The 25,705-nt window shown below is 61.1% G+C and carries 27 protein-coding genes; 19 read left to right on the top strand and 8 right to left on the bottom strand.

Annotation, left to right across the window (positions count from 1 at the left end):
• Nucleotides 1-131 precede the first annotated feature (131 nt).
• The 3 genes from JQ587_RS21395 (at nucleotide 132) to JQ587_RS21385 (ending at nucleotide 2,304) form a co-directional block, all read left to right on the top strand.
• On the top strand, nucleotides 132-380 hold the full coding sequence (locus tag JQ587_RS21395) for a DUF6894 family protein (protein WP_028160173.1): 249 nt from the start codon (nucleotides 132-134) through the stop codon (nucleotides 378-380).
• A 148-nt stretch (nucleotides 381-528) separates the two neighbouring features.
• Nucleotides 529-1,245, top strand: a complete 717-nt coding sequence (locus JQ587_RS21390; RefSeq protein WP_092219513.1) for a Crp/Fnr family transcriptional regulator — start codon at nucleotides 529-531, stop codon at nucleotides 1,243-1,245.
• Between the two features lie 297 nt (nucleotides 1,246-1,542).
• On the top strand, nucleotides 1,543-2,304 hold the full coding sequence (locus JQ587_RS21385) for an IS5 family transposase (protein ID WP_212426563.1): 762 nt from the start codon (nucleotides 1,543-1,545) through the stop codon (nucleotides 2,302-2,304).
• A 264-nt stretch (nucleotides 2,305-2,568) separates the two neighbouring features.
• Here the strand turns inward: JQ587_RS21385 and istB are convergent, their stop codons facing one another.
• Nucleotides 2,569-3,381 carry an IS21-like element helper ATPase IstB gene (gene istB / locus JQ587_RS21380; RefSeq protein WP_208764263.1) on the bottom strand — a complete coding sequence of 271 codons (813 nt, stop codon included), beginning with the start codon at nucleotides 3,379-3,381 and terminating at the stop codon, nucleotides 2,569-2,571.
• Nucleotides 3,378-4,892: an IS21 family transposase gene (gene istA / locus JQ587_RS21375; RefSeq protein ID WP_433995304.1), complete on the bottom strand. Its 1,515-nt coding sequence runs from the start codon at nucleotides 4,890-4,892 to the stop codon at nucleotides 3,378-3,380. The genes istB and istA overlap by 4 nt, the downstream gene beginning before the upstream one ends.
• A 201-nt stretch (nucleotides 4,893-5,093) precedes the next feature.
• Here istA and JQ587_RS21370 point away from each other — a divergent pair, with 201 nt between their 5' ends.
• Nucleotides 5,094-6,371 carry an IS701 family transposase gene (locus tag JQ587_RS21370; RefSeq protein ID WP_212426562.1) on the top strand — a complete coding sequence of 426 codons (1,278 nt, stop codon included), beginning with the start codon at nucleotides 5,094-5,096 and terminating at the stop codon, nucleotides 6,369-6,371.
• A 36-nt stretch (nucleotides 6,372-6,407) separates the two neighbouring features.
• Here the strand turns inward: JQ587_RS21370 and JQ587_RS21365 are convergent, their stop codons facing one another.
• On the bottom strand, nucleotides 6,408-7,667 hold the full coding sequence (locus tag JQ587_RS21365; RefSeq protein ID WP_212426561.1) for a GAF domain-containing sensor histidine kinase: 1,260 nt from the start codon (nucleotides 7,665-7,667) through the stop codon (nucleotides 6,408-6,410).
• A gap of 90 nt (nucleotides 7,668-7,757) precedes the next feature.
• Here JQ587_RS21365 and JQ587_RS21360 point away from each other — a divergent pair, with 90 nt between their 5' ends.
• The 3 genes from JQ587_RS21360 to JQ587_RS21350 all read left to right on the top strand — a co-directional run bounded on the left by JQ587_RS21360 (nucleotide 7,758) and on the right by JQ587_RS21350 (nucleotide 10,736).
• A complete protein-coding gene (locus JQ587_RS21360; protein WP_349629521.1) occupies nucleotides 7,758-8,153 on the top strand; it encodes a response regulator in 396 nt (131 codons plus the stop codon).
• Between the two features lie 588 nt (nucleotides 8,154-8,741).
• The gene (locus tag JQ587_RS21355) at nucleotides 8,742-8,939 is read left to right on the top strand and encodes a hypothetical protein (RefSeq protein ID WP_080669694.1); all 198 of its coding nucleotides are present in this window, start codon (nucleotides 8,742-8,744) and stop codon (nucleotides 8,937-8,939) included.
• A gap of 1,263 nt (nucleotides 8,940-10,202) precedes the next feature.
• Nucleotides 10,203-10,736: a hypothetical protein gene (locus JQ587_RS21350; RefSeq protein ID WP_212426560.1), complete on the top strand. Its 534-nt coding sequence runs from the start codon at nucleotides 10,203-10,205 to the stop codon at nucleotides 10,734-10,736.
• Nucleotides 10,737-10,856: 120 nt separating this feature from the next.
• Here the strand turns inward: JQ587_RS21350 and JQ587_RS37050 are convergent, their stop codons facing one another.
• Both JQ587_RS37050 and JQ587_RS36920 read right to left on the bottom strand, forming a co-directional pair.
• Nucleotides 10,857-12,269 carry an exonuclease domain-containing protein gene (locus JQ587_RS37050; protein WP_212426559.1) on the bottom strand — a complete coding sequence of 471 codons (1,413 nt, stop codon included), beginning with the start codon at nucleotides 12,267-12,269 and terminating at the stop codon, nucleotides 10,857-10,859.
• Nucleotides 12,266-12,514: an ImmA/IrrE family metallo-endopeptidase gene (locus tag JQ587_RS36920; RefSeq protein WP_283815647.1), complete on the bottom strand. Its 249-nt coding sequence runs from the start codon at nucleotides 12,512-12,514 to the stop codon at nucleotides 12,266-12,268. The genes JQ587_RS37050 and JQ587_RS36920 overlap by 4 nt, the downstream gene beginning before the upstream one ends.
• Nucleotides 12,515-12,590: 76 nt before the next feature.
• Here JQ587_RS36920 and JQ587_RS21335 point away from each other — a divergent pair, with 76 nt between their 5' ends.
• Nucleotides 12,591-14,096, top strand: a complete 1,506-nt coding sequence (locus tag JQ587_RS21335) for a glucan biosynthesis protein G (RefSeq protein ID WP_212426558.1) — start codon at nucleotides 12,591-12,593, stop codon at nucleotides 14,094-14,096.
• Complete coding sequence (gene mdoH, locus JQ587_RS21330; protein WP_212426557.1) at nucleotides 14,084-16,204, top strand: glucans biosynthesis glucosyltransferase MdoH; 2,121 nt, start codon at nucleotides 14,084-14,086, stop codon at nucleotides 16,202-16,204. The genes JQ587_RS21335 and mdoH overlap by 13 nt, the downstream gene beginning before the upstream one ends.
• Before the next feature lie 22 nt (nucleotides 16,205-16,226).
• On the opposite strand, the gene JQ587_RS21325 is transcribed toward mdoH, so the two are convergent.
• A complete protein-coding gene (locus JQ587_RS21325; RefSeq protein WP_212426556.1) occupies nucleotides 16,227-17,630 on the bottom strand; it encodes a TAXI family TRAP transporter solute-binding subunit in 1,404 nt (467 codons plus the stop codon).
• A 193-nt stretch (nucleotides 17,631-17,823) separates the two neighbouring features.
• On the opposite strand from JQ587_RS21325, the gene JQ587_RS21320 reads away from it, so the two are divergent.
• The 5 genes from JQ587_RS21320 to JQ587_RS21300 all read left to right on the top strand — a co-directional run bounded on the left by JQ587_RS21320 (nucleotide 17,824) and on the right by JQ587_RS21300 (nucleotide 20,973).
• On the top strand, nucleotides 17,824-18,168 hold the full coding sequence (locus JQ587_RS21320; RefSeq protein WP_212426555.1) for a DUF1236 domain-containing protein: 345 nt from the start codon (nucleotides 17,824-17,826) through the stop codon (nucleotides 18,166-18,168).
• Between the two features lie 276 nt (nucleotides 18,169-18,444).
• Nucleotides 18,445-18,672, top strand: a complete 228-nt coding sequence (locus tag JQ587_RS36730) for a hypothetical protein (RefSeq protein ID WP_249154428.1) — start codon at nucleotides 18,445-18,447, stop codon at nucleotides 18,670-18,672.
• Nucleotides 18,673-19,111: 439 nt separating this feature from the next.
• Nucleotides 19,112-19,516: a hypothetical protein gene (locus tag JQ587_RS21310; protein WP_212426553.1), complete on the top strand. Its 405-nt coding sequence runs from the start codon at nucleotides 19,112-19,114 to the stop codon at nucleotides 19,514-19,516.
• A gap of 90 nt (nucleotides 19,517-19,606) precedes the next feature.
• The gene (locus tag JQ587_RS21305; protein WP_212426552.1) at nucleotides 19,607-19,813 is read left to right on the top strand and encodes a hypothetical protein; all 207 of its coding nucleotides are present in this window, start codon (nucleotides 19,607-19,609) and stop codon (nucleotides 19,811-19,813) included.
• Between the two features lie 131 nt (nucleotides 19,814-19,944).
• Nucleotides 19,945-20,973 carry a glycosyltransferase family 4 protein gene (locus JQ587_RS21300; protein WP_212426551.1) on the top strand — a complete coding sequence of 343 codons (1,029 nt, stop codon included), beginning with the start codon at nucleotides 19,945-19,947 and terminating at the stop codon, nucleotides 20,971-20,973.
• 85 nt (nucleotides 20,974-21,058) lie between these two features.
• On the opposite strand, the gene JQ587_RS21295 is transcribed toward JQ587_RS21300, so the two are convergent.
• Nucleotides 21,059-21,286, bottom strand: a complete 228-nt coding sequence (locus tag JQ587_RS21295; protein WP_212426667.1) for a hypothetical protein — start codon at nucleotides 21,284-21,286, stop codon at nucleotides 21,059-21,061.
• Between the two features lie 229 nt (nucleotides 21,287-21,515).
• Between JQ587_RS21295 and JQ587_RS21290 the strand changes: the two genes are divergently transcribed.
• The 3 genes from JQ587_RS21290 (at nucleotide 21,516) to JQ587_RS21280 (ending at nucleotide 23,206) form a co-directional block, all read left to right on the top strand.
• Nucleotides 21,516-22,625 carry a DUF1236 domain-containing protein gene (locus JQ587_RS21290; RefSeq protein WP_212426550.1) on the top strand — a complete coding sequence of 370 codons (1,110 nt, stop codon included), beginning with the start codon at nucleotides 21,516-21,518 and terminating at the stop codon, nucleotides 22,623-22,625.
• A gap of 24 nt (nucleotides 22,626-22,649) precedes the next feature.
• On the top strand, nucleotides 22,650-22,970 hold the full coding sequence (locus JQ587_RS21285) for a hypothetical protein (RefSeq protein WP_212426549.1): 321 nt from the start codon (nucleotides 22,650-22,652) through the stop codon (nucleotides 22,968-22,970).
• Nucleotides 22,971-23,035: 65 nt separating this feature from the next.
• Nucleotides 23,036-23,206: a hypothetical protein gene (locus JQ587_RS21280; protein WP_212426548.1), complete on the top strand. Its 171-nt coding sequence runs from the start codon at nucleotides 23,036-23,038 to the stop codon at nucleotides 23,204-23,206.
• Nucleotides 23,207-23,367: 161 nt separating this feature from the next.
• On the opposite strand, the gene JQ587_RS21275 is transcribed toward JQ587_RS21280, so the two are convergent.
• Complete coding sequence (locus JQ587_RS21275; RefSeq protein ID WP_349629520.1) at nucleotides 23,368-23,733, bottom strand: response regulator transcription factor; 366 nt, start codon at nucleotides 23,731-23,733, stop codon at nucleotides 23,368-23,370.
• Between the two features lie 552 nt (nucleotides 23,734-24,285).
• Here JQ587_RS21275 and JQ587_RS21270 point away from each other — a divergent pair.
• Together JQ587_RS21270 and JQ587_RS37200 are read left to right on the top strand one after the other, a co-directional pair.
• Nucleotides 24,286-25,116 carry a methyltransferase domain-containing protein gene (locus JQ587_RS21270; protein WP_212426546.1) on the top strand — a complete coding sequence of 277 codons (831 nt, stop codon included), beginning with the start codon at nucleotides 24,286-24,288 and terminating at the stop codon, nucleotides 25,114-25,116.
• A 304-nt stretch (nucleotides 25,117-25,420) separates the two neighbouring features.
• Nucleotides 25,421-25,651: an excisionase family DNA-binding protein gene (locus tag JQ587_RS37200; protein WP_433995303.1), complete on the top strand. Its 231-nt coding sequence runs from the start codon at nucleotides 25,421-25,423 to the stop codon at nucleotides 25,649-25,651.
• The last annotated feature ends 54 nt before the right edge of the window (nucleotides 25,652-25,705 follow it).

Here is a 25,705-nt window from a genome sequence, read left to right as displayed (position 1 = left end):
GAAGCCGGGGTAAGCTGGAAATTTACTTGCGTTAATGCAGACCAGCCAAAGCGGTGACAGGATGGCTGTGCTGATTTTGGAACCTTGGATGACCATCGTTAGAGGCCGATCCAATCTGCGACGGAGCCAGCATGCCGCGCTACTTCTTCCATATCTCTGACAGCTCTTCGCTGGATGATGCCGGCACTGAGCTCCCCGACATTGCAGCCGCACAAGCTGAAGCCGTGCAAATGAGTGGCCAAATCATCAAACAAGGCTCAATGGGAAATCTGTGGAAGGACATTCCGTGGGAGATGAAGGTAACCGACGGTCCATTACCACACGGCCGGACGCTCTTCGTTCTGCGGTTTGCCGCACTTCAATCTGAGCCTCCCTCCTAAGGGCGTGGTTTGCTGCCGAGAATGCTAACAGCTCCGAGGTCATGTTTCCCCCGGAGTTTTGTGTTAGCGTATCAGCATTGCTGGCGTTAATGCAGGGTAGCTGGCAACTGAGAGTGTTGTGCTCCCGCCCCAGAACTCGGGTGCTGCAATGCCAAGCAAAATATTGATCAAACGGCTGCAAGCCGTTGTTGGACTCTCCGACGAGGACCGGACCAAGCTCGCGAACATGCCCCATACGGTGAAGGAATTCACTGACGGCGAGTACATCGTGCGTGAAGGAGACAGAGCGTCCCGATGCGCCATCGTGATGAGCGGGTTTGTGTTTCGTCAGAAGGTCGTCGGCACCCGAGCCCAGATCCTGTCGATCGACCTGGCTGGCGATATGCCCGATCTGCACACTTTGCAGCTACCCGTCATGGACCACAATATTTGCAGTGCGGGTCCATCGACCGTTGGCTTTGTGCCGCACACCTATCTCAATGATATCCTGAGTAGCTCTCCCGGACTGGTTCACGCGCTCTGGCGCGAGACCCTTGTCGATGCCGCGATTTACCGCGAATGGATTGCAGGCCTTGCCCGCGACGCGCGCTCACGAGTGGGGCACCTCATCTGCGAGCTTGCGGCGCGACTCGAAGTCGTCGGATTGCTGGAGAACGCCAGCTTTTATCTTCCATTCACCCAGCAGAACATCGCGGATGCCTGCGGTTTGTCCGTCGTGCACATCAATCGGACTATACAGGAGCTAAGACAACTCCGACTCATTGAGTGGGAGAGGCGCACGTTGACGCTGCTCCGACGGAAGGAGCTGGAGGAGCTGGCGGACTTCACGCCAGAGTATCTCCATCTCAGGGATGAAAAACTTTGACAGCCCAAACCTGCGCAATTAGGGGTATTGAACCTTGAACTGAAGCCCTTCCGAGCACATGCGTACTATGCGGCTCGACGCGAGACACGTCTGGACGACACGGCGTTCGGCCCCTACAGGCCCCCGAACGCTAACAGCATAACGAGTCAGCTCTGGGTCATTTTCGACGCGTTTGGCAGGGGTTGAGGACTGGTTGATGTCCGCTCCTGTCCGTAAGCGCCGTACCAAGAGCGGGCCAGGAGAGTTGCGCTTGGCCGGACTGCCGTGATTCAAGGTCCCGAACTGGGGACTCGAATCATGCGCTACGAACTCGCCGACCGTGAATGGACCGCCATCAAGCCGATGCTGCCGAACAAGCCGCGTGGCGTTCCTCGGGTGAACGACAGACGGGTCCTGAATGGCATCTTCTGGGTCCTCCGATCAGGAGCACCCTGGCGTGATCTTCCGACGGCGTTTGGCCCATACACCACTTGCTACAACCGTTTCGTTAGGTGGCGGCGGGCCAATGTTTGGGGCCGCATCATAGGAGCGCTTGCCACTGCCCATGATGCCGCTGTCCAAATGATCGACACCTCCATTGTCCGCGTGCATCAGCATGGAGCCTGCATCACAAGGAACCAGCGCCAATCGATGGGAAGGTCCCGCGGCGGCTTGACGAGCAAAATCCATGCGGTGGTCGATGGCAATGGTCTGCCGGTACGGCTGGCGCTGAGCCCGGGTGAGGCCCATGACGTTCGACTCGCCGGAAAACTGCTGTCTCGTCTGAAATCCGGGTCGATGCTGCTTGCTGACCGTGGGTATGATGCGGACTGGATCAGGGAGCTTGCCATGAAGAAGGGCGCGTGGGCAAACATCCCGCCGAAAAGCAATCGCAGCGATCCGATTTGCTTCAGCCCTTATCTCTATCGTGCTCGCAACCAGGTCGAGCGGTTCTTCAACAGGATCAAACAATGTCGTCGGGTGGCGACGCACTACGATAGGCTCGCCGCCAACTACCTCGCATTCATTCAACTCGCGTCAATCCGGCTATGGCTGCGCCTTAATGAGTCCGCGTCCTAACACTACTTTGGCAGATTATTGATCTTGCCGCGATTTATAGGATTCCCGAATCAATTTTTCAATGATTCATGGGTGGTCGGCTCTTGGAGGGCTGACCATGCCGGGATGGGAAGACGAACTTGAACGCTGGCTGATTGTAGCGCGGCAATCTGGGTAGGAAGTGCGCGGCAATTAGGATGGCGAGGCAGTGTCGCGGCCTGATGATGATTGCCGCGATGATTGTCGCGCGCAAGAGTTTTGTTGAACTCTGATTGTCGCGCAGCGTCAATCAGCGACGGTTTTAGGTGTCGCGTGCGATGGCGGCCGTCCTGGACCGCGTTTTCGTTCGAGGGCGGTTCGTCTGCGATAGCTCTCGACGTTCATCTCGACGATGGTGGCGTGGTGAACGAGGCGATCGATAGCGGCGAGGGTCATGGCGGGATCCGGGAAGACCCTATTCCATTCGCCGAATGGCTGATTGGCGGTGATCAGCATCGAGCGGCGCTCGTAGCGTGCACTGATGAGCTCGAACAGCACGCTGGTCTCGGCCTGATCCTTTGTGACGTAAGCGAGATCATCAAGGATCAGGAGATCGAAGCGATCGAGACGATTGATGGCCGCCTCGAGGTTGAGCTCGCGTCGCGCCAGCTGGAGCTTCTGCACGAGATCGGTGGTCCGGGTGAAGAGGACGCGCCATCCGTTCTCGATGAGGGCCAGGCCAATCGCTGCCGCCAAGTGGCTCTTTCCGCCGCCGGGCGGGCCGAACAACAGCAAATTGGCGCCCTTGCCCAGCCAGCTGTCACCAGCGGCGAGCGCCATCACCTGCGCCTTCGAGATCATCGGCACGGCTTCGAAGTCGAAGCTGTCGAAGGTCTTTCCGGCGGGCAAACGTGCTTCGACAAGGTGCCGTTCGATCCGACGGCGGCCGCGTTCGGCGATCTCGTGCTCGGCGATGGTCGCGAGGAAGCGGCCGGCCGGCCAGCCTTCCTTGTCGGACTGTTCGGCAAATTGCGCCCACAGCACCTTGATGGCAGGCAGCCGGAGCTCATTGAGCAACAGATTGAGGCGCGCGGCATCAACCGTGTTCGTTACGCTCATGCGGCACCTCCGGTCTCGGCGGTACCGATGAGGCATTCGTAGGTCGCAAGCGGCACGAGCTGCACCACGACGTTCGGCAGGTTGGCGGGATCGGGGGCGAAGTGAGCACGTAGCCGGTTGAGGTCGGGCAGTTGGCCGGCCTCAAGGTCGGCGGTGAGCTGATCGGCGAGTTCGGTCTCGCAGCCGCGTTCATGAGCGAGCGCGAGGAGATCGACCATGATCCGGCAGGCTTTTTTGTCCGGCAAGCGTTCGCGCAAGCGATCGAAGGTCTTTCGATAGGCATCGCGCGGGAACAGCCGATCTCGGTAGACCAGATTGAGAAGCGCCATCGGCTTGCGCCGCAGGGAATGGATCACGTGCCGATAATCGACGACCTGGTCGTACTTGCCATTGGGATGCGGCCGCCCACGCGGCAGGGTGACGAGATGGGTGCCGCCGACGAACACGTCGAGACGATCATCGTAAAGGCGCACCCGCAGCCGGTGACCGATCAGGCGCGATGGCACCGTGTAGAACACCTTGCGCAGGGTGAAGCCGCCCGAGGACGTCACGCGGACGATCACCTCTTCGTAGTCCGAGGTGCGCCGATCGGGCAGCTCCTGCAATACCACGCGCTCGCCATCGATCCGCTTGGCGTTGCGGGCATTGCGGCGGCTGACGATCTCGTCGATGAAGCCGCGATAGGTGGCAAGATCGTCGAAGTCGACAGTTCCGCGCAGCAGCAAGGCGTCCGCGATTGCTCGCTTGAGATGACCGTGGGGCCCTTCGATCGAACCATTCTCGTGAGCAACGCCTCGATTGTTGCGGGAAGGCCGCATGCCGTAATGGGCACAAAGGGCCTCGTATCGCTGCGTCAGATCGTCCCGTGCATCACGATCGAGATTGCAGAATGCGGCCGACAGACTGTCGGTCCGATGCTCCCGCGGCGCCCCACCGAGCGACCAGAGGGCATTCTGCAGGCCTTCGGCCAAGGCAACGAAGCTCTCGCCGCCAAGCACGACGTGGGCGTGCTCGAATCCGCAATAGGCCAAACGGAAGTGATAGAGACGATGATCCAACGGTGCACCCGCAATCGTAACACCCAATTCGTCCATGTCTGTGAAGTCGGAGAGGCCGAGTTGGCCAGGCTCGTGGGTTTGGCGGAAGATCACCTCCTGCTCCTCGCCGTGGATCGCCCGCCAGGCACGGATCCGACGTTCCAGGGTACGACGGATACCGCTGCCGAGATCCGGATGACGCCGCAGCATCTCCTCGAACACCGCCACCGGGCGTAAGCCAGGTGCCGCCTTCAGGATCGGGACGATCTCGGTCTCGAACACGTCGCTCAACGGGTCCGGCCGTCGCCGGCCGCGGGGCGCCTTCCTTTGCGATGGAAATCGGGGGTCTCTCTCGATCCGATAGGCGGTCGACGCACTGAATGACGCCTTGGCCGCCGCCACTGGCGGGCTATCGGTCTGACGGTACTTCATGTAGAGCCTCATCTGGTGATCTGTGATGTGTCGGCCGGGCACGCGAGTGATTCCTCTTGGCGGAAGAACCACTTGCATAACCCCGCCGGCCGCGATCACCAGTCGGCGCGGTCCTCCTCGGATCGCGCCGACGCTGGGCTCGTAACTCCGGTCGGGCTACGCCCTCCCTACGTCACGAGCCCAGCGAAACTCTCTCACCTTGATTGACGCTGCCTTCCATCCTGATCGCCGCGCGACAGGCTGATGCCGTTCTTGGACCGGCTGGGTCATAAGACCCGGCAGCGGATGTGTCCTCTGTATGTTGCGGGATTGATCGGTCCTGGCGATCGCAAGAGCGTTCAGCCGATGGCGGAACGCCTTGCCACGAGCAACTACGACCAGTTGCACCATTTCATTGCGGATGGTGTCTGGAACGCGACGCCGCTGGAGACAGAGCTGCTCAACCAGGCGGACCGACTTGTCGGCGGCAGGGATGCGGTGCTGGTTATTGATGACACCTCACTGCCGAAGAAGGGTGAGCGATCGGTCGGTGTTGCGGCTCAATACGCGTCGGCTCTCGGTAAAACTGCAAATTGCCAAACGCTGGTGTCTTTAACGCTTGCGCGCGGCGAAGTGCCAGTAATGGTCGCGTTACGTCTCTTTCTGCCCGACAGCTGGACAAGCGACATGCCTCGGTTGAAGCGCGCTCGCGTGCCAGTCGAACACCGAACGCCACGGTCCAAGCCGGAGATCGCTTTGGCCGAGATTGACCGCGCGATGGCAGCCAACATGCGCTTTGGATGTGTGCTGGCGGATGCAGGATACGGCCTCAGCGCACCGTTTCGACAAGGGCTAACAGAGCGCGGGCTGGCCTGGGCGGTCGGTATCCCTCGGCACCAGAAAGTGTATCCGGTCGATGTGAAGCTCATTTGGCCGATCACCAAAGCCCGCGGGAAACCACGAAAGCACCACGTGCCCGATATCTTATCGATTGCGGCAGAACAAATGCTGGCCAGCGCCAAATGGAAAACCGTGAGTTGGCGCAGCGGGACGAAAGGTCGGCTCAAAGCCCGATTTGCTGCTCTCCGTGTCCGCACCGCCGACGGCCCTCCGCAGCGGATATGGGATAAAGGTCAGCAGCATCTCCCAGGCGACGAAGCCTGGCTCATTGGCGAGCAACGTGCCTCCGGGGAGAAGAAATACTATCTCGCCAATCTTCCGGCGACGACGGATCTGCGCACGCTGGCCGCCACCATCAAGGCACGGTGGATTTGTGAGCAGGCGCATCAACAGTTGAAGGAGGAGCTTGGACTTGATCACTTCGAAGGGCGATCATGGCAAGGTCTTCATCGCCACGCCCTTATGACAATGATTGCCTACGCCTTTTTGCAACATCGTCGCCTCGCAAACGCGGGGCGGAAAAAAAAGAATCAACGGGCCTCCGCCTCAACCAACCATGCCCGCCGTACGTCACGCTATCGTCGATCTCATCCTTCGGCCGCCGTCTCAGCAATGCCCATATTGCCGAAAGCAAATCCTTGAAAAACAGCGGCCAAAACACATTCTGCCAAAGTAGTGCTAAGTCGTTGCAGGCATGCTGAACTCAAAAATTGTCTCTATGCCGCTCGAGACGACCTTAAGCGTCCCGTCATGGGCTCGCGCAATCTCGGATGCGATGTAGAGGCCGAGACCTAAACCTTGCTGGCTGGGACGGTCGCCGCGGGTGTAAGGCAGAAACAGGCTTTGCATCGCCTTGTCCGAGATCGGCGTACCGTAGTTTGTCACCCTGAGGGTAAATCTTCCATCGCTCGTCCTTGCCGAAACAATGATTGGCTTGTCGATGTCGCCATAGGTGACCGCATTCCCGAGTAAATTGGAGAACAATTGGCTGATCTTGATGCGATCGCATCGAACCGGCTCGTTTAGGGCAATATCGGTCTCGATGTTAAGGCTTGGCCACGCCAGACGCATTTCGTTGATGACGTGTTCGATCACGGGGGTCAGTGGCTCGTTTGCGTCGGGCCTGATCGTCAATCCGCCGCCGAGGCGGCCGCGGGCAAAATCCATGATGTTGTCCACCAGACCCGCCATTCGCATCACGGATTTCTGGATTGATGCGACGATGTTGGGCGCTCGCTCGCTATTCGCATTCTTGAGGAGAACACGCATGCCGCCGGCTATGGACGCCAGCGGATTGCGGAGGTCGTGTCCCAGCACGCCGATAAATTGCTCGCGCAGCTCCGACGTCTTCCGTTCGTCAAGAAGATCGGCTCGGGTGCTTTTCAGGTCCGCTTCGGCAGACTGCCGCCCCACCTCACTGGCCAGCAGGCTTTCTGATCTCTTGGCAAGGTCGGCCTGAGATTGCTCGAAGCGCTCGTTGAGATCCAAATGCGCAGCAATCAATTCCCCAAAAAGCCGCAAGCTTTCGACGATCTCAGGTCGATTTAACTCACGCGGTCGCGGATCGATCGCGCAGAGCGTGCCCCAGATGTCTCCGTTCGCACGCTTGATCGGAGCTGAGATGTAGCTCCTGAAGCCATACATGCGTGGCGTCGGGTGATTGCAAAATCTGGAATCCGTCTCGACATCATCGATGACAACCAGTTCGCCGTGGCCGCGAATTTCATTGCAGATCGTCGTTTCGACGCGAAGCTCGCTCCCTTCCACGAGGCCGAAATCTATGTTGTCGCGAACAGCACAGCACAACCAGCGATCGCTGGTCACCCTGGCGACCGCTACGAAGCCCATGCCCGTTAAGCGGGTTACGGCATCCAAAATTTTCGGAACAGCATTGATTTGCTGAACGGCGGTGATTTCGCCGCTAAGGTCGGTTATCATTGAACTATACTCAGGGGAGCATCTGGGTTCCTGACCCAACTCTGGAAGAGATAGAATGTTCTCGGAACAACGCGAGGCGGGAGCCGTTGCGTGTTGACCTCTAGAGTAAAGTACCCCCATTCGGTGGCTCACAAATTTGTTGTTTTGATAGTCGAGGACGAGTTCCTCATTCGTCTGAACGCGGCTGAGATGGTACGCGAGCTGGGCTACGAGGTCATAGAGGCCGCCGATGCGGATCACGCAATCGAGCTCCTGGAGAACACCGCCGATATAGCGATCGTATTTACCGATATCCAGATGCCCGGCTCGATGGATGGCCTGGGACTTCTAGCCACCGTTCGCGACCGTTGGCCTCCGATCGCACTGCTGGTCACTTCGGGCCAGGTAGAACCTGCCGTCGAGGATCTTCCCGCCGGAGCCCGCTTCCTGGCCAAGCCCTATGTGCAGAGGCAGCTCGGCCAGCATCTCCATGCTCTCACCGGATGATGGCCAGCCGCCCGTCCCCTGTGTTTTGATTTCGATGCGGGCCTGCGAAGGTTTGGAAAATGGTCAATCATGCAGCGTGCTTAAAGCGTCTATCTGGGGCAGAAGGACAGCTTACACTCTTGCCTTGGCGGGAGTTCCCAATGCCTGGCGAAATTGGCTTCCGCATAAGGCGTGATCGTACTCGGGACTATCCCGGTCGTGTTGGTGATCGCCGCCGTTTTTTGGAAGTGAGCCGCCCGATCCGGAGACGCAATCGACTGCCAATCTACTTTCGGCAGCAATGGACCAAGATTGATCTGGCTTGGTGGTAAGAAGACTGCTATAGGATTGGTATCACCGCGCGCTTAGTGGCTGTTATCGGTGACTGAGAGCTTTGCGCTCCCGCCTCAACCCAGTGAAGGCGGTAAGACGTCAAAATCCGACAAATTCGAAATTCGCGAGTGGCTTGTGCCGCCGCTATTGGTGCCGGTCTTCCTCGCACTGCTGATCGCGGTTGTGGCTATTCTGTAGCTGCAAGCGGTTCAGCAACCATGCGTTCAAAATGCAAATCGAATGCCTGGAGCAAGTTTGGGCCAATGGGAGCCGATAATGGCAAACACCGCAATCATCAGGGATGCCTACGGCGTTCCGGCAATTTTCGTTGGCTCGAAAACAGGCCGGGACGATGCGCCTTTTGTTTTCGTGAGCGTCGGGGGTGAGGAGCGCCGGATGCGCTGCTCTGAGTGGGATGCTCTTCCAATCTGGACCGGCCAGCGTCCTTCTTGGGTCAACAAAGGTGGATCATGACGGGACCTTCGGTGTGAGCAGAACTCGATCCGGTATGCGGACGGCGGCGCTCCTGCTCGCGTCGGGATTAAGCACATCTGCGTTAGCCGCTTCCGTAGCGGAACCGAATTGCAGCGCGATCGAGAGCACCAGTGCCCGGCTCTCCTGTTACGATGCGGCGTTTCCGCCAAAGGCCAAGAAGCCCGCCGAAACCGATAGTGCCCCATCGTCAGGGTCCAAGGACCCATTCGTTGCGGAAGAGGCTCGAACCGCCGCAAAGCTGAAGAACATTTGCCGCGGTTGCTGAGCTTCGCCGACCGAGCGGGCGTATCCGATCATGTACGCTCCTATTTGAGGGTTCAATTTAATGACGAATGAGGATGCAAGAGGTCGTCGGACGGGCCGCCAACGAAGGCGAGCCCTTCGTTTGGCGGGTGCGGTGTTGGATGACAGGGCCGACAGCTCCGCGAGCTCGCAGGAGCACCAGATGCGCAAGCAGCGTCTTCTCGACGGGCCCGCGGAGTTTCGGGAAGTTCGAGTCGATCGTTCAGAGAAGACTTCAAGCGACGCTGATTGATCAGCGTTTCTCGCTGCCTACGTGTTGTTTCGTCGCAGAGCGATGACGGTGCATGGAACATCAGGGTATTGAGTATACGGTGGTTCAAACGATCAATCCACCTGGCTGGAAATGGTCGTTTGAGCGAGCCGGTCGGTCATCGAAAACAGGCATCGGCTTCAATCGAGCAGAGGCTATCATCGCAGCTCAACGTGCCATCATCCAATGGCTCAGGGAAAAGCAGCTTCGATCAAATACGCTCGGTCTGCGACCTACCGATTCTTGAATTATCTTTGACCTCGGGCGTTGCCACTCGATGCCGATGAACCTTAGGGCGACACGTCGGGACAACCTTTGTCGGGATTTTACCCTCACCCTCCCGGGGCTGGTGATCCGCCGCCTGCACTTTATTTAAGCGGGCGGCGTTTTTTGTTCCCTTTGTCCCAAGCGATGACTCTCTGACAGATGTTTGGGTTTGCTATCGGCGCATCGCCATATATTGCGCTGCCGGCGCGCCTCGATCGGCACAAGGCTGACGTCGCTCGTATCATCGTCGTTCAAGGTCAGCGACCGATCCGTTTCAAGCCACGGGTAAAGCACCTCATGGTGCACAGGTGTGAGTTCTGCAAACTTCTGCTTCCCTTTGCGTCGACAGTGCATAGTTTTGCAGAGAGTTGCAGAAGCTTGGTCCGTTTCCTATCTGTTGCTGGGTTTAATGAGGGCTTGAGATGGCCAGTAACAAAGAGCTTGAAGCTGGGCTGAGAGCAATGGCGGAAGACTTCCAACTTCCGGGTGGAGGGCGGAAGAAGCTGGCACGGCTTATCGCCGTGCACTTGTGGTGGTTCGACGCCGCTGAAGGGCGCGGCATGAGCTGGCAAGACATGATCCGCGGGCTGACCGCCGCGGGCGTCACAACGCGGGGCGGGAGGCCGCTCAGTGTCGGTACGCTGTCTTCGACGGTATGGCGCAAGCGCATGGAAGCAGATGCAGCAAGCAAGCGGCCGCCGCATCGAGAACCCCGGGGTGGGCCGCTGCTTGGCGAGCCGGACCAGAAAAAACGAGCCGAGGCAAAGCACCTGCCGCTTGGGCGGCTGCTGCGAACGGAGGCAGCCGCGCGCCCGCGAGTTGAGGGGCGCAGTGAGACGCATGGGGTGCTCTCAAAGTCAACAGGACGCGATGCCTCCCGCATGCAGTCGAACAAGGACGTGCTCGCGTTCATGAATCGAGCTCGATCTGTGCGGCGCAAGTCTGATGAGAATTAGCGCGCTGACGTTGACGCGCACGATGATATTGGCCCTAAACACCCTTCGCACCAGCAAGCATCACTTCATCGATTGCAGTAGTTCCTCTCTTCGTTGGGGGCCAACCGATTAGAGGTCCGATTAGGTGTTCTGCATCTGGGCTTCCAGCCAGCGCCGATCGAGATAGGCAGCATACCGGCTTAGCCGCGCCCGCGCGTCATCATTGATCCCGCTTTCGATTAGTGTCTTCAATTCGCGTTGGGCGGCAGGAATGGAGCGCCAGCGGGGTTTAGCGTCCAATGGGGTTGTAAAACGTCTGGAAAGTTCCGCCGCCGCCCCGCGCCGGTACTCATCGCCGAGCAGCTCGGGATGATGGAAGAAGATGAGGCGATGAGAGAGACGACGGTATCTATCGTCCTCGAATTGGCGGGCGAGCATCGGGCGTTCTTCCCACGACGCGGCATGGAATCGTCGCATCAAGCTCTCGTCTTGCGGCGGCGGAAAACCGCGCTCGTAGAGCTGTTCTTCGACATGAGGAGACGGCGGATAGACCGGCTCGGTCGATTGCGCGACCCGGCATAGCTTCTCGACAAGTTCTTTGTCTTCCCGGACAGCAGCTGCCCCCTTCAGAACCTCGGACTCGTCAAAGGGTGCCAAGTGCGCGGGAGTGGCCTCGTACAATGCCCACAGCGTAGGCGCAGCATTAGTGCGGACAGTCACCACGGGTCTCCCGCGTTCCTTAAGTGCGCGGGCCAGTTCCTCGTCGGTCATCGCGCGCAGCGATGCAACGTCTGCACCTAGGTCAAGACAGTAGTGACGAATCGACTGCTCGCTGTGGCATCCGATACGCGTTACAACGCGGGTGCGGTGCTGGTTGCCTATCGTCTCCGAAACTAAGAACGCGTCCTCGCCAGTTATGAAGGCTTCGACGCTGGCCTTCTGACTGAATCTGAGGAACTGAGACCAGACTTCCGGGGCAGACCCCTTAACGTGCTGACACAATGCCAGCGTGGTGGCGACGTCGGCCAGGGCTTCATGCGACAGCGGCACACCAATTCCATTTGCTTCGGCGAGCGGCTTTAGCTTGAAAATCGGCTGGCCTTGGTCGTCGGCCGCGGCCCTGAGCACGTCCGGGCGAAGAGCCGCCGCTACTCGGCAAAGGTTAAGGACATCGGCCCGGGCACTGCCCTGCGTATTGGTCAGGTAGGGGCCGTAGAGGCACTGGTAGAAGGCTTGGCGCAGGAACTCCTCGTCGAACGACAAGGAGTTGAAACCAAGGAAGAGAGCGGGACACCAGGATTCCAGAACCCGGCGAATCTGCATAACCATCTCATAGTGAGACGGAAGCGACGGGTCCGTCAGCTCATCGATGCCAAGTCCCGTGACATGCATGGCCTCGGGCGAGGGAATTATGTGCGGCATCAGACGGCAGCTAAATCTGACCTGATCGACGACCGTGAGATCGTCATCCGTCCTCAAAGCCGCGAACTGTACGATCTGGTCGAAGCCCTTGGTCAGCCCCGTGGTCTCGACGTCATAGACAACAAAGCTCACCCGGATTCTCCGAGTGTGCTTAAGCGGAAGCGCATGGCAGCTTCACTCACCTTGAAGCGTTTGGCCAGCATAGCAACGGCTTGGTCGTCTTCCAGATCGACCGATTGCCCCTCAAGAGCTGCTCTGAGCAGATCCTCGGGCATGAGCAATTCGGCCGCGAAGGTGTTCGCCTCGATCTCTGTGGCGTCCACGCCGGCCGAGTTTCGTCCGTTTTGGGACCGATTGAGGGGTTGTCCTCTCGTCAATGATGGCCGGGCGGTGGAACTCGCACGCGCGCCGGCCGTTGCTTGGCCGCGGCAGATGTAGCGAGTAGGAGAGCACGTGAACCGACGCCAGCTTGTTCAAGGGTCGGCGTTGCTGCCGGCGTTGCTGCTCGTCTCGCGCAGCGGCTTTGCCGCTGCGTCGGATGACGCGTTTGGGTCGTCCACGGTCAGGGACTTGGCCCGTGCGCTGGCCGGCAAACCGTACGAGGCGCCGGATGAGAAGCTGCCGGGCGGGTTGAAGGACCTTGACTACGATCGGTATCGTTCGATCCGCTTTCTGCCGGAGCGCGCGCTCTGGCGTGGCAAGAACCTACCCTTCGAGGCGCAGTTCTTTCATCGCGGCTTCTTCTACAAGAACAGGGTGACCGTCTTCGAAGTCGCGGACGGGAAGGCTACCGAGCTCAAGTACCGCAAGGCGGACTTTTCTTTCGGCGAGAAGGTCCCGGCTTTCGAGGACATCGATCTCGGGTTCGCGGGCTTCCGCATACACGCGCCTATGAACCGCGCCGACTACTACGACGAGGTCTGCGTCTTCCTGGGCGCGAGCTACTTCCGTGCCGTTGCCAAGGGGCAGACGTACGGGCTTTCGGCCCGGGGACTTTCGATCGATACCGGCGAAGCCAAGGGCGAGGAATTTCCGCTCTTCAAGGCCTTCTGGCTCGAGCGGCCGGCGCCAGGTGCAACCTCGATGGTGATCCACGCTTTGCTCGACAGCAAAAGCTGCGCAGCGAGCTATCGCTTCACCGTGCGGCCCGGGGACACGACGGTCTTCGACGTCGAAATGGCGGTTTACCCGCGCGTCGAAATGCAGCGGGCCGGGCTCGCACCCATGACCAGCATGTTCTTCTATGGTCCGAACGACCGCAACGACATCGACGACTTCCGTCCGTCGGTCCACGATTCCGACGGCCTTGCGATCTTCAATGGGAAGGGCGAAAGCCTGTGGCGACCGCTCAGCAATCCCCGCGATCTCCAGATCAGCACCTTCCAGGATCTAAATCCCCGTGGGTTTGGGCTGATGCAGCGGGAGAGAAACTTCTTCGCCTATCAGGACATCGAGTCCAGCTTCGAAAAACGTCCAAGTCTGTGGATGGAGCCGATCGGCGATTGGGGCGAGGGTGGCATCATGCTGTTCGAGATCCCGACCAAGGAGGAGGTCCACGACAACATAGCCTCATTCTGGCGGCCTAAGAACCCGCTACAGGCCAAAGGCGAACACAACTACACCTATCGGCTGCACTGGGGGCCGGACAGCCCGAAACCGCATTCGGTCGCCAGATTCACGCGAAGCGGGATCGGCGCGAGGGGCGAGGACGCGCGCCTCTTCGTGCTCGATCTGGTTGGCGACAACCTGAAGGGCATCGATCCTGCGGGCGTCAAAGGCGTGGTGACGGCGGAGAAGTCCGAGGTGAAGAACATCGTCACGCAGCCAAATCCTTACACCGGCGGTTGGCGCCTGAGCTTCCAGTGCCAGGTGAAGGGAGAGCCGATCGAGCTGCGGGCGTTTCTGGCCGAAGGCGACAAGCCCTTGTCGGAAGTCTGGATCTACCGATGGGCACCCTGAACCCGGCGCCGCGGCCGATGGCCGGCGAAACTGCGACTCAGCGCCTGCTGCCCCGGGAAGCACCACTTCCGATGGCTCCTGGCGATCTCGGAAAAAGCCGGGTACCCCACCGTGTTCGTGCGCCGGTCGCGCTCGCGATGGCCTGGCGACGCGGCCTTATCCTGCTCTCGACGGTGGCGCTCACGGGGGCCGGCGGTTATGAGATGTACCGCGTGCTGGAGGTCGGGGGTGTCACCGTCCTCGAAGCCATGGTGCTGGCGCTCTTTCTGGTCCTGCTCGCCTGGGTCGCCTTCTCGTTCGCATCCGCGCTGGCCGGCTTCTTTGTGCTGCTGGTCCATCGTTCGGGCGCCTTCGCGCCAGACGGGGAGCTGCCTGCGATCGCAAGCCGCACCGCCATGCTGCTTCCCACCTACAACGAGGACCCACACCGATTGACGGCCCGGCTGCGCGCGATCATCGAGTCCTTGGAAGCGACGAAGCATGGAGAGCTGTTCGACTGGTACGTTCTGAGCGACAGCACCGATCCGGACATCTGGGTCGCCGAAGAAAAGGCACTGCTCGCATTGCGTCAGGCCGTCGGAATATCGCGGCTGTACTATCGGCACCGCGCCGACAACACGGCACGCAAAGCCGGAAACATCTCAGAGTGGATCACGCGGTTCGGCGCCGTCTACGACTTCATGATCGTGCTCGACGCCGACAGCCTCATGAGCGGGCAGACCATCGTCCGATTGGTCCATGCGATCGAGACCAATCCCACCGCCGGTCTCGTCCAAACGCTCCCCATGGTCGTCAACGCGCGAAGTCTGTTCAGCCGTGTCCAGCAGTTCGCGGGCCGGCTGTACGGGCCGATGATCGCGGCCGGCGTCGCCTGGTGGCACGGCTCCGAGGGCAATTACTGGGGACACAACGCGATAATCCGTGTGAAGGCGTTCGCCGAAGCGGCGGCGCTGCCCCAGCTTCGGGGGCCCAAGCCATTCGGCGGGCACATCCTCAGCCACGATTTCGTCGAGGCCGCGCTGATGCGGCGCGCCGGGTGGGGCATCTACATGCTGTCCATGCTCGGCGGAAGCTACGAAGAGGTGCCGCCTTCGCTGCTCGATTTTGCCGCGCGCGACCGGCGTTGGTGTCAGGGCAATCTTCAGCATCTTGCCGTTGTCCCGGCGCGGGGTCTTCATTGGGTGTCGCGCTTGCATTTCATAGTGGGGATCGGGGCCTACCTGACGGCACCGCTGTGGCTGCTGTTCCTGCTGCTGGGGATGCTGATCTCGCTGCAGGCCCGCTTCGTGCGTCCGGAGTATTTTCCCAAGGGTTTCTCGCTGTTTCCGACCTGGCCGGCCCAGGACCCGGTGCTCGCCATTTGGGTGTTCGTCGCCACCATGGGGCTGCTGCTGTTGCCGAAGCTGCTCAGCCTGCTCCTCGTTGGGATACGGGGCTCGGAGCGACGCCAATTCGGCGGGGCATTGCGAACCTCAGCCGGAGTTTTCGCAGAGATCATCGTGTCCGCGCTGATGGCGCCAGTCATGATGATCTTCCAGTCGATCGCGGTTGTCGAAATTCTTGCCGGCCGCGATGCGGGCTGGCAGACGCAGAGGCGCGACGACGGCACGGTCGAGCGCCGCGAACTCTATCGGAAATACGGCGTTCCAACCTTGTGTGGCGTAGCGATGGCGGCAAGTGCGTACGCTGTTTCGCTGCCCCTTCTGCTTTGGATGTCGCCGGTCATCATTGGGCTGCTGTTCGCTGTTCCCATCGGCGCGCTGACCGCCAGGCCGGCGTCCGCCAAATTGTTCGTCACTCCCGAAGAACGCGAGCCGCCTCCGGTCCTGCGTCGGGCGAACGAACTAAGCGCGTCGGCAGAGGTCGGGGTCAGACCCGCACTGGTGCAGCTGCGCGAAGACCCTGCGCTCCTGGCCTTCCACCTGGCGCAGCTTCCACCTCCGCGCACCGCGCGGCCTGACACGGTCGATGCGAACCTGGCGGTCGGCCGTGCCAAGGTCGACGCGAGCGATACTTTCGAGGAAGCCGCAGCGCATCTGTCCTCGCGGGAGGTCCTGTCGATCTTGAACGACGGTCCGGTGCTTTCGACCGTGCTGCAGAAACGATGAGGGTTTGGCCTGCCGGGTGCGACTATCGGCGCGAGGCCAAGGTTGGGCCCGGAGACCTCGCCGGATCGGCGGAGCCGTTCTGTAGCACGGCGCGCCTTTCCGCAACCGCATGATCGAACAGCTCGAGGACAAGGCCGAATGCGGCCATGTCCTCTTGTTCGATGGCTCCCTCGTCGTAGCACTTGAGGGTCTCGCCGATGATGGCGTCGATCTGCCGCTGCGACGTCAGCAGGTCCTGCTCGGACCCGGCATCCCGAACCTCCGAGACCAGGGCGAGAATGCGGTTGCGGTGGCTGGTGCTGTCGTCACGTTCATCCCGGTTCAGATAGCGACGCAGCCAGGCAGCGGCCGAACCGATCCCGGAAAGAAGAAGCAGAGCGAACCAGAAGTAGTCGCTGTACTTGTCCAGAAAGGTCCGCTCGGTCCCATTGATGACCGCTGCGGCGCCCCGGTGCACCGAGGGCTCCGCCTCCTTTTCCGTCTCTGGCTTGCTGATGTGCGCGGCGCTAGCGACACGTTGCGTGATGGTGTCGCGCACCGCGAACAGCTGCCGATAGAAGGCCGCGGCTTTGGCTTCAGACAGTTTCTTTCTGGTCAGGATAAGATGGTTGACGCTGATGGTGTCGACCTTGTCCTCCGGCCAGGCCGGGTTCGCGCTGAAGACGCTGCCCGGAATTTCCTCGGCCTCGTAGCGGGGGTGCTTCAGGGCGATGGCTTCGGATGCGTCGACCGGAAGAAACTTCGGAGCTCCGCGCGACTGCGAGGTCGCCGCGATCGCGTCGGCAGTGATCTTGCTGTCGAGCGGACCGACCGCGAGATAGGCGTCCACAGTCGTATTCTGCGCGAGCTTTTCGATCTCGTCGGTCCCGAATTGAACCGTCGTCACCTTGTCCGGATCGACGCCGGAGCCGACCAAAATGGTGCGCAGGAGCGCGAGATTGGCCCCGGTCTTTCCGATGATGCCGACCTTGTGGCCGGACAGATCGTCAATCTGTCCGATCTTCCCGGTCGCCTTTTTCCGCGAGTTCTTACCCGGTCGCCCCGAGGGCGACCACAGGACGACGTAGTTCTTGCGCAGCACGGCCAGTGTCTGCGCGTCCGCCGGCATGCCGAGATCGCTGCGACCGACCGCAAGGTCGGCCTTGCCGGCGCCCAACAGAGCGAGGGCTTCGGCCGCTCCGTCAGTCGTGATCGGGGAGAGCGTGACCGACCTGCTTTCCTCTTTGAAAGCCTCGGCCATCGCTTCGACCACCTGTTGGTCGTCGCTGCCTGCGGGGCCGACGGCGATCCGAAGGGTCTCGGGCTGCAAGACGTAGAAGAGGGCGGCTGCGGCGGCACCGAAAACGACAAAACCCAAAGCCAACACAAAGAGCAGCCTTCGTTGGCGCCGATCGTGAGCACTATTGACTGGGTCGGACGGTGACATCGGCAGAACCTACGTGAGCGAACGCCTGCTTTGGAGCCACAAGGGCGCCGCCGTTAACTTGGGCGAACCAGTCTTTGATCGCAATGTTCCGTCGCGCGCGTGAGCGAGCTGGCTCTTCACAGGGGCAGTGGCGGGAACCTTGCCACCATTCGCGGGTTCTCGCATGCCGCATCCTGCGGAGAGGGAGACATTCATGAAGAAGCTGATGCTGACATGCGCGGCTGCCGCGCTGATCTCGACGGGTGCGATGGCACAGTCCACGGTCGTCACCACCACCGGTGCCGGGAATGCCGCCGCGGTGCAGATCGAGCCGGAATACCGCACGAAGATCCATACCTACGTGACCGAACACAAGGTCCGCCCGGTGGAGACCCGCGAAAAGATCGTGGTCGGCCAGCCGGTGCCGCGCGAGGTCGAGCTCGAGGCCGTGCCTGCCGACTGGGGTCCCTCGCTCACCAAGTATCGCTACGTCTACTCGGGTGAACGCGTGATGCTGGTCGATCCGTCGACGCGCACGGTCGTCCAGGAGATCGACTGAGTCGATCGAGGCGGGTCGCCGAACGGGCGGTCCGCCTCCACGTCCAACCGGCCCCGCCGACAACAGACTCCTTGGCCGTCCATGCCCATCATTCGATATTTCGTCTTCGTAGGCGCGCTGCTGCTGGCTTTGCTCTTCGCTGCGGACCGTTACCTGCCGGCTCCCGTCGAGCATGTGGGAACGGCCGATCCCGACAGGACCATCATCCGGATTGCCTCGGCGAGAAGTCTTCCGGAGAAGGTCGTCTTCGACACGCGTCCGCGGACGGATGTTCCAATGATAGAGCAGGCCGATCCGGTCATCGAAGAACCGCCGCAGCAAGTGCGCGAAGCCCTGGCCGCAATGCCTGCAGCACCTTCTGCCGAAATCAAGAAAGAGCCGCCAGCACGCCTCTCCGCCGCGTCCCGTCCGCATCCGAAGCGCTCTGCAAAGCTGTCGAAAAGAGCACCCGAACGACAGCTCGCCTTCGAGCGGCACGACCCATTTTCGGGTGGATGGTGGTGAGGGTAAAGAAAAAGGCCGCGCCTTCCAGCGCGCGGCCTCCGTTGCGCGGATCGACTGGTTTCAACCAATGGTGACGATGCCAGCGATGCCAAACGACCGGATAGGCTCCGCCGTGGTTGCCGTAGCCAGTCCCCGGCGGTACGAGACAAGCTGCGTGACGTTGCGGCCTTAACAATCTTGAATGCGCCGGCTGAATTTCTGCGCTAGTCGCCTTTCGGGGGCCATGTTCGATCCGGCTACGACCGCGCTTCCGCGCGCCGTAATCCACGATGACCGCGCCGACATCTCGCGCTTGGAAACCGGTGCTCGCGCGCAAGTCGCTCGAGGATTCTGGAAGCTGCAACCAAGGGCAACGTCGCGCCGGAGAATCTGAAGAAGGTCGGTTGCGAGGCGCTTCACGACGGTTCGGTGACGCGGCGATAAATAGGGGGGATGGGGCGTGAACTTCCAGGTCACGGTGCTCAAGATCCTAGTGAGCTATCCCGATGGCTTCGCCGTCATGGCGGACCTCAAGCGCGACATGGCCATCCTGGCCACCAGCGGTCGCGATTGGGTCGAGCGAACGAAGCGTCTCGCCGCACGCGTCCCCGATCTCGACATCTTCTCGCAGGCGCTGGTCGAACGCCTGAATGGCGGATGGCGGATCACCGAGAAGGGCCGGACGGTGCTCGACTTCATGGAAGCCAGGCCTTCCGAGTCGCAAGCGGAACCCGAGATCGTCGTCGAGCGCCCCGCGGCCGCAGAGCCCGCGCCGAGACTTCTTGCCTCCACGCGCGCTGCCCGAAGCCGGCGCCTGCAGCGCCGACGGGCGGCGCGCGGGCGAGCGCGTGCGAAGGCGTCTTGATATGGCCTTCGTCTATGATCGGGAAAAACAGGAAACCTTCGCGCACGCGTCGAGTTGGCATCGACTGGATGCGGTCGCCGGAGCGCGAAGATGGTCGACGATGTGTTGAAAATGGCCGCGGAGACCGCGTGGACGGTTTATCGCTCGCGGCACCCCGACGTCGATTCAGGAGATGACCGGCGCTGCCTGCTGCAGCGTCACCTGCAGAGGAGATGGGAAGAGCGACGAAGCGATTCCGAAGAACTCGCCAGCTTCGGCGTAGCTTATCTCGACCGGCTTCCCGAAGAGGAATGCTGAGGGGCCTGAAGATGCTCGTCGCACGGGTGACCCGCGGAAGCACCCAGCCCGGTTGGACGCTGCTCGCGATTTCGTTCCTGCTTTCGGCCGTTGTGGTGGTGATCATGCGATGCGTTCTGGGAGCCTAGCCGATGCGGATCGCGCAGCTCGCTCCCCTGGCCGAAAGCGTCCCGCCGAGACTCTACGGCGGGACAGAGCGCGTGATCGCATGGCTGGTGGACGAGCTGGTCGAGCTCGGACACGACGTCACCTTGTTTGCCAGCGGCGATTCGAGCACGAAGGCAAAGCTTCACACGGTGTGGCCCCGCGCTCTGCGACTGGGGCGGAGGGGTGCGGATCCCAACGCCGCCTGCGCGATGCTTATGGAAGCGATTGCCGAACACGCCGCCGGCTTCGACCTGATCCACTCTCACGTGGACTGGCTACCTCTTCCCGTGTTGAGCCGGACGGGCATCCCGTATCTCACGACGATGCATGGCCGTCTGGACCTTCCCGGGCTTCCCGACGTCATCGGAGCCTTTCCGAAAGCGCCCTTCGTCTCGATCTCCGACAATCAGCGCCGGCCGCTTCCAGACGCGAACTGGATCGCGACGATACAGCACGGTCTGCCGAAGGATCTCCTTCGGCCGTCCCATGAACCCGGATCGTACCTGGCATTTCTGGGGCGACTGACGGCCGACAAGGGCCCGGAAGACGCGATGCGGATCGCAAGCGCTGCGCGAATGCCGCTGCGCATCGCCGCCAAGATACCTCGTGCGGAGACGGCGTACTTCAAAAAAACGCTCGAACCGAGCATTGATGGCGATAAGATCCAGCTCGTCGGCGAAGTCGATGAGGCGCGGAAGCAGCCGTTCCTCGCCGGGGCCGCGGCCTTGCTGTTTCCCATCAGCTGGCCCGAGCCGTTCGGTCTCGTAATGATCGAAGCGATGGCCTGCGGAACGCCTGTCATCGCCTATCGCTCCGGCTCGGTGCCGGAAGTGTTGGAGGACGGCGTCACCGGCTTCATCGTCGAGAACGCCGAAGAGGCGATCGCGGCTGTGAACAAGCTCGGTCGTCTCGACAGAGGAACCGTCCGCGCCCGGTTCGAGGAACGCTTCGTCGCGACCCGGATGGCGCGGGAGTATGAAGGCCGGTATCGTGAACTGATCGCTCGCAGGTAATGCCGGTTTAAGAAATCGGTTGTGGATAGCTGAAACGAAAGCGGCCCGCCCGGCGTACCGGACGAGCCGTTCGACCGCCGAGCGATTACTGCTCGGTGCAGATCTTAGTGGTCTTCACGGCGGACTCGGCTTCGGTCTTGGTCTTGTACATGCCATTGCCCACGACGGTAGTGGTGGTCGTCGTCGGCTTGCTGTCGACGACGGTGCACTTCTTGGTGGTCGCGTCGCGGACGATATAGAACTCGGCGGCGCTGGCGGCCTGTGTGCCGAGTGCGAAAGCGGCGAGCGCGCCGCACAGGATCAGCTTCTTCATCATGTCCTCCTCCAGTGGCTCGTAAGTAGTCACGGGCAACGGCAAGCACAGTTGGAAGTTCCGTTTGTTCCCGAAAGCTTGGAATCACGCGCGCCTCTGCGCGATCGCGCCAATAACGGACATTGCCGCGATAGGTCTCCGTGCGTGAGAACGTGGTCTGCCTAGTTTACCCGATCAGGAACTCGTCATGCCTCCGAGTGTTATCGGCAATCTCATTAGGAGGTATCAGATGAACAAGCGTTTATTCTTGGCCACGACCGCTGCGGTCGCGATCGCGACTTCGGCGTTTGCACAGTCGTCGCCCGGCACTTCGAGCGCGAATCCGCCGACGGCGCAGCGGCAGGATTCCACGTCCACGACGCCACCGTCCTCATCATCGACGACCCAGCCGTCCAGCTCGTCCGGCCAGGCCACGAATCCTTCGACGAATTCGGCCCAGACGCAGCAGCCTTCCTCGACCGGTCAGAACGCCGCGACCCAGCCGTCCAATTCCGGTACAAGCACCAATACCACGCAGGCGCCGACGTCGAACAACTCGACCAACCAGGCCCAGACCACTCAGCCGTCCAACCAGACCACCGCGCCTTCCAACCAGGCGCAGACCAACTCTCCGTCGAACACGAACAATCAGACGCAGAGTGCCAATCCGCCCGCTTCGGGAACGAACCAGGCGCAGTCCCCGACCGGCAGCGGTTCGACCAACACGGCGCAGCAACCGAACGACCGGCAGAACACTGCCGATCGTTCGTCGAACACCAACGTGAACGCGTCGGTGAACATCAACGATCAGCAGCGGACCCGCATCAGCTCGTCGATCTCGCACCTGAACGTGCAGCCGCTCACGAACGTGAACTTCTCGCTTTCGGTGGGCACCGTCGTGCCGCGGGACGTCCCCATGCAGCCGCTGCCGGCCGAGGTCGCGGAGATCGTACCGCAGTATAGGGGTTACGACTTCGTGCTGGTGAAGGACGAGATCGTGATCGTGGAGCCGTCCAGCTACAAGATCGTGACGGTCCTGCCTTACTCCGGCCGCTCGACCGCTTCGGCGCCCGCGCGCACTGAGCAGCGCAAGGTCACCTTCAGCGATCGCGACCGCGAGGTGATCCGCAAGCATGCCAAGGCGCGGCCTGTCGAGCGCGAGACTCGCACAACGGGCAGTACGGCCCGAACCGAAATCAGGACCGGCGAACGTGTGCCCGAAGGCGTCGAGGTAGAGGCGTTTCCGGAAGAGGTCTATCGGGATGCTCCAACCCTGCGCGAATACCGGTACATCAACCGGGACAGCCGCACCTACATCGTCGAACCTCATGAGCGCCGTGTCATCGAAGAGATCGACTGATCTCGCCAAGGAAGGAGAACATTCATGAAGACCATCGCACTGGGACTGTTCGCCGCCTCCCTTCTGGGATCGGCTGCGATTGCCGCCCCGCTCAACCCGACCTCCCCGGGGTCGACCGAGGTCTCCTCCGGAACGGAGCAGGTCCGGCTCGTCTGCGACGAGTACGGCCGCTGCTTCCGGACCCGCGGCCCGCGCTACGTCCAACGCTACTACGGCGACGACGACGCCTACGTGGTGCGCCGCAGCTACGGCTACTACGGCGGCCCCGGCTACTACGATCGCGGCTACGGCTACTACGGCGGCGGGCCGAGCATCGGTTTCAGCTTCGGCACCCGAAGCTGGTGAACCAGAAGGGGGCCGCTCTCAGAGCGGCCCCCTTCGACGTTCTGCTCCATTTCGGCGGAGATGACATGCCTGCTGTTGCGAAGCTCCTGACACAGAAGGAGCAGTTGCTCGCGCGCCTCGGCACCGATCCGGGTCCGAACGAGCGCGCCGAAATCCAGGCGCTGCTCGCGAAGATCGAGACTGCGCTCAAGCTGCTTGGCGCCCAGAATTCCGCCGCTGCGGGCGTGGACGAATAGCACTCGGCGCCGGGGAAGTTCACAGAAGCTCTGCTTGGGAGAAAGGCCCCAGCTCCGGGGGCTAGCGGGTTATGAGCTGGTAAGGAGCTATGGTTCCTGTGCGCGGTTTGAATCTGGTCGGCCGGAGAGCCGCGCGCGGCGCAAACGACCGCGAGTACCGATCAATCAGGCGGTGCGCCCTTCTTTTCGTCGAGCTCCTTGATCGTCCGGACGATCTCGTCCGGATGGAAGGGCTTCTTCACGATGCGGCTACCGGGGACCGGGCGTGGAGTGCTGGGCGAGAAGCCGGTGGCGTAGATGACGGGCAGCCCAGGATCCTCCTCTCTGTAGCGTTCCGCGATCTGCCATCCATCGAGCGGTCCAGGTAGCCTCACATCGGTGACCAGCACGTCGGCGACGTGGCGTTTGCACCAGGCGAGCGCCTCCTCGCCGGTGCTTGCGTGGATCACGTGGTACCCTGCCTCACGCAGAGCTTCGACCACGAATTCGCGGATCAGGGGGTCGTCCTCGACGAGAAGTACGCTCACTGCTTGCTCTTTCCGAACCGGTTTGTCGCTCATGTCGAACAAAAAGATTGCGTACCCGTTCCAGACGGGTACCAAGACCGATGAGCATTGACCGAACGGTTGAAAACGACGGCCGGTTCCTGAGCCAGAGGGAACCGTCTGATTGATTCAGCACGAGGCGAGAGCCGGGTTATTCGGATGATTCGCGGGCGGTTGCCCCATGGCGGCCCAGACCGCGATGGCGATCGCGAAGGCCGACAGTACGGCGAACGCGATCGGATATCTTTGAGTATCACTTATGGGTCAGTGCGAGATCTCAAGCTTCCGCATCTCCTGCAGCCGGGCCAGGCAATAATCGCGGTAAAGGGTTTCGATGAATGTCTCCGCATGACCACATCCCCATCTGGTCCAATGGCAGCAGCTCGATCCTGTTCGGTTTCAGGAATGTGTCGCGGCTTCGAAAAATGGTTTCGACGTCTACGACGTTTCCCGGCCCGGACCAGCCGGCTACGCGCGGACTGAGATCGTAATTGCGGTGTGCTATACTGAAGCGGATAGCAGCTGGAGGAGACGGTGTCTGGTCTTTCCCATTGGCAACTCGACGGTAGCGCGCCGGAGCTCTACGAGCGCTATCTTGTGCCTGCGATCACCGCCAAATGGGCGGCTGACCTTGTGGAACGCGCCGGGATCCGGCCCGAGGAAAAGGTCCTCGACGTCGCTTGCGGAACGGGGATCGTGGCCCGCCTCGCGAGCCTCCGGACCGGGTCCGGCCACGTCACCGGCCTCGACCTGAACCAAGGCATGCTGTCCGTCGCGCGCAAGGCATCCGGCGGCGATGGGGCGATCGAGTTCATCGACGGAAGCGCCCTGGATCTGCCGTTCGCGGCGGTCACTTTCGACGTCGTGCTTTGCCAACTGGGTCTGCAGTTTTTCCCCGATCAAGGGATGGCTCTACGCGAGATGCGTCGTGTGCTGTTGCCGGGCGGGCGCCTGGCGGTGAGCGTTTATAGCCCGATCGAAAGAACTCCTGGCGCCCACGCGTTCGTCGAGGCGCTCGACCGCGTCCTCGGAAGCGACGCTTCCCTGATCAAACGCGGGGAGCATTCATTCGGCGCCCCTGGCGAGTTAGAGGAGCTTCTTTTCAACGCCGCGTTCGAGAGCGTGCGTGTCGACACCGTCGTCCAGGGGATCGCTTTTCCGTCCGTCCTCGATTACGTGCGCTTTCAGCTTCTTGCGACGCCGATGGCGGGGCTGCTCGACGGCCGTCCGGAGTCCGAACGGCAGGCGCTGATCGACAGGGTCGCATCGGAAGTCGCGGACACGTCCGATCCAGCGATGCTGGCAGGCGGTGTATTTTCCTTCCCGCAGGAAGCTTACGTCGGAACGGCTTTGGCCCCGGGCTGAGCTGCAGCTTCAGCAATGTTCGCTCAAGCAATGCCAAGAACTGGGTGTTGCAACTGTCGCAGCATCGATCCTTGCCAACACTAGTTACGAAAAATTCTGCGTTGTCTTTCGTAACCTGGTCTTTTCTGACACTCTCTAACGTTCGCTAAGGCCCTCCCTTCTGCTCCTTTGCTTCCATTGACGTGCAATGCGGCGCGCCTCAGGGTAGCTCCTTCGATTATGGAGGAGGCGGATCTTGATACGGCGTGGTCAGGGCTTCGAAAGTAGTTTCCAAGTTGAACGTAGTGCGGCCGCAGATATACCGATGTCCAACCATCTAGGTCGTCTCCCTTTTGCGCAGCGGTTGACCTGCACTGTTGCGGAGGCCTGTGAAGCGACGGGTCTCGGACGGACCAAAATCTATGAACTCATCGGGGATGGTCGAGTTACCACGACGACGGTCGGGCGCCGTCGTCTAGTCAATGTGCAATCTCTATTGGCTCTGGTTGGTATCAATGCGATACCAATCGACCCTGGACAGGTTCACGGCTCCTGATGACAGTCAGGTAAGCAGGTGCGGAAGCTGACGATGACACGGCTTACCGTATCG

Source organism: Bradyrhizobium manausense, assembly GCF_018130615.1.
Lineage (GTDB): Bacteria > Pseudomonadota > Alphaproteobacteria > Rhizobiales > Xanthobacteraceae > Bradyrhizobium > Bradyrhizobium manausense_A.
The sequence above is the reverse complement of the archived record's forward strand: the minus strand, read 5'-3'. Positions and strand labels throughout refer to the sequence as shown.

What these genes read in the sequence shown, in the direction of transcription:
- JQ587_RS21395 (WP_028160173.1), top strand. Translation starts at nt 132, where the DNA reads ATGCCGCGCTACTTCTTCCATATCTCTGACAGCTCTTCGCTGGATGAT.
- JQ587_RS21355 (WP_080669694.1), top strand. Translation starts at nt 8,742, where the DNA reads ATGGCAAACACCGCAATCATCAGGGATGCCTACGGCGTTCCGGCAATT.
- JQ587_RS21370 (WP_212426562.1), top strand. Translation starts at nt 5,094, where the DNA reads ATGCCGTTCTTGGACCGGCTGGGTCATAAGACCCGGCAGCGGATGTGT.
- mdoH (WP_212426557.1), top strand. Translation starts at nt 14,084, where the DNA reads ATGGGCACCCTGAACCCGGCGCCGCGGCCGATGGCCGGCGAAACTGCG.
- istB (WP_208764263.1), bottom strand. Translation starts at nt 3,381, where the DNA reads ATGAGCGTAACGAACACGGTTGATGCCGCGCGCCTCAATCTGTTGCTC.
- JQ587_RS21350 (WP_212426560.1), top strand. Translation starts at nt 10,203, where the DNA reads ATGGCCAGTAACAAAGAGCTTGAAGCTGGGCTGAGAGCAATGGCGGAA.
- JQ587_RS21325 (WP_212426556.1), bottom strand. Translation starts at nt 17,630, where the DNA reads ATGTCACCGTCCGACCCAGTCAATAGTGCTCACGATCGGCGCCAACGA.
- JQ587_RS36730 (WP_249154428.1), top strand. Translation starts at nt 18,445, where the DNA reads ATGATAGAGCAGGCCGATCCGGTCATCGAAGAACCGCCGCAGCAAGTG.
- JQ587_RS21300 (WP_212426551.1), top strand. Translation starts at nt 19,945, where the DNA reads ATGCGGATCGCGCAGCTCGCTCCCCTGGCCGAAAGCGTCCCGCCGAGA.
- JQ587_RS21365 (WP_212426561.1), bottom strand. Translation starts at nt 7,667, where the DNA reads ATGATAACCGACCTTAGCGGCGAAATCACCGCCGTTCAGCAAATCAAT.
- JQ587_RS21390 (WP_092219513.1), top strand. Translation starts at nt 529, where the DNA reads ATGCCAAGCAAAATATTGATCAAACGGCTGCAAGCCGTTGTTGGACTC.
- JQ587_RS21295 (WP_212426667.1), bottom strand. Translation starts at nt 21,286, where the DNA reads ATGAAGAAGCTGATCCTGTGCGGCGCGCTCGCCGCTTTCGCACTCGGC.
- JQ587_RS21385 (WP_212426563.1), top strand. Translation starts at nt 1,543, where the DNA reads ATGCGCTACGAACTCGCCGACCGTGAATGGACCGCCATCAAGCCGATG.
- JQ587_RS21290 (WP_212426550.1), top strand. Translation starts at nt 21,516, where the DNA reads ATGAACAAGCGTTTATTCTTGGCCACGACCGCTGCGGTCGCGATCGCG.
- JQ587_RS21320 (WP_212426555.1), top strand. Translation starts at nt 17,824, where the DNA reads ATGAAGAAGCTGATGCTGACATGCGCGGCTGCCGCGCTGATCTCGACG.
- JQ587_RS21305 (WP_212426552.1), top strand. Translation starts at nt 19,607, where the DNA reads ATGGTCGACGATGTGTTGAAAATGGCCGCGGAGACCGCGTGGACGGTT.
- JQ587_RS37200 (WP_433995303.1), top strand. Translation starts at nt 25,421, where the DNA reads ATGTCCAACCATCTAGGTCGTCTCCCTTTTGCGCAGCGGTTGACCTGC.
- JQ587_RS21285 (WP_212426549.1), top strand. Translation starts at nt 22,650, where the DNA reads ATGAAGACCATCGCACTGGGACTGTTCGCCGCCTCCCTTCTGGGATCG.
- JQ587_RS21280 (WP_212426548.1), top strand. Translation starts at nt 23,036, where the DNA reads ATGCCTGCTGTTGCGAAGCTCCTGACACAGAAGGAGCAGTTGCTCGCG.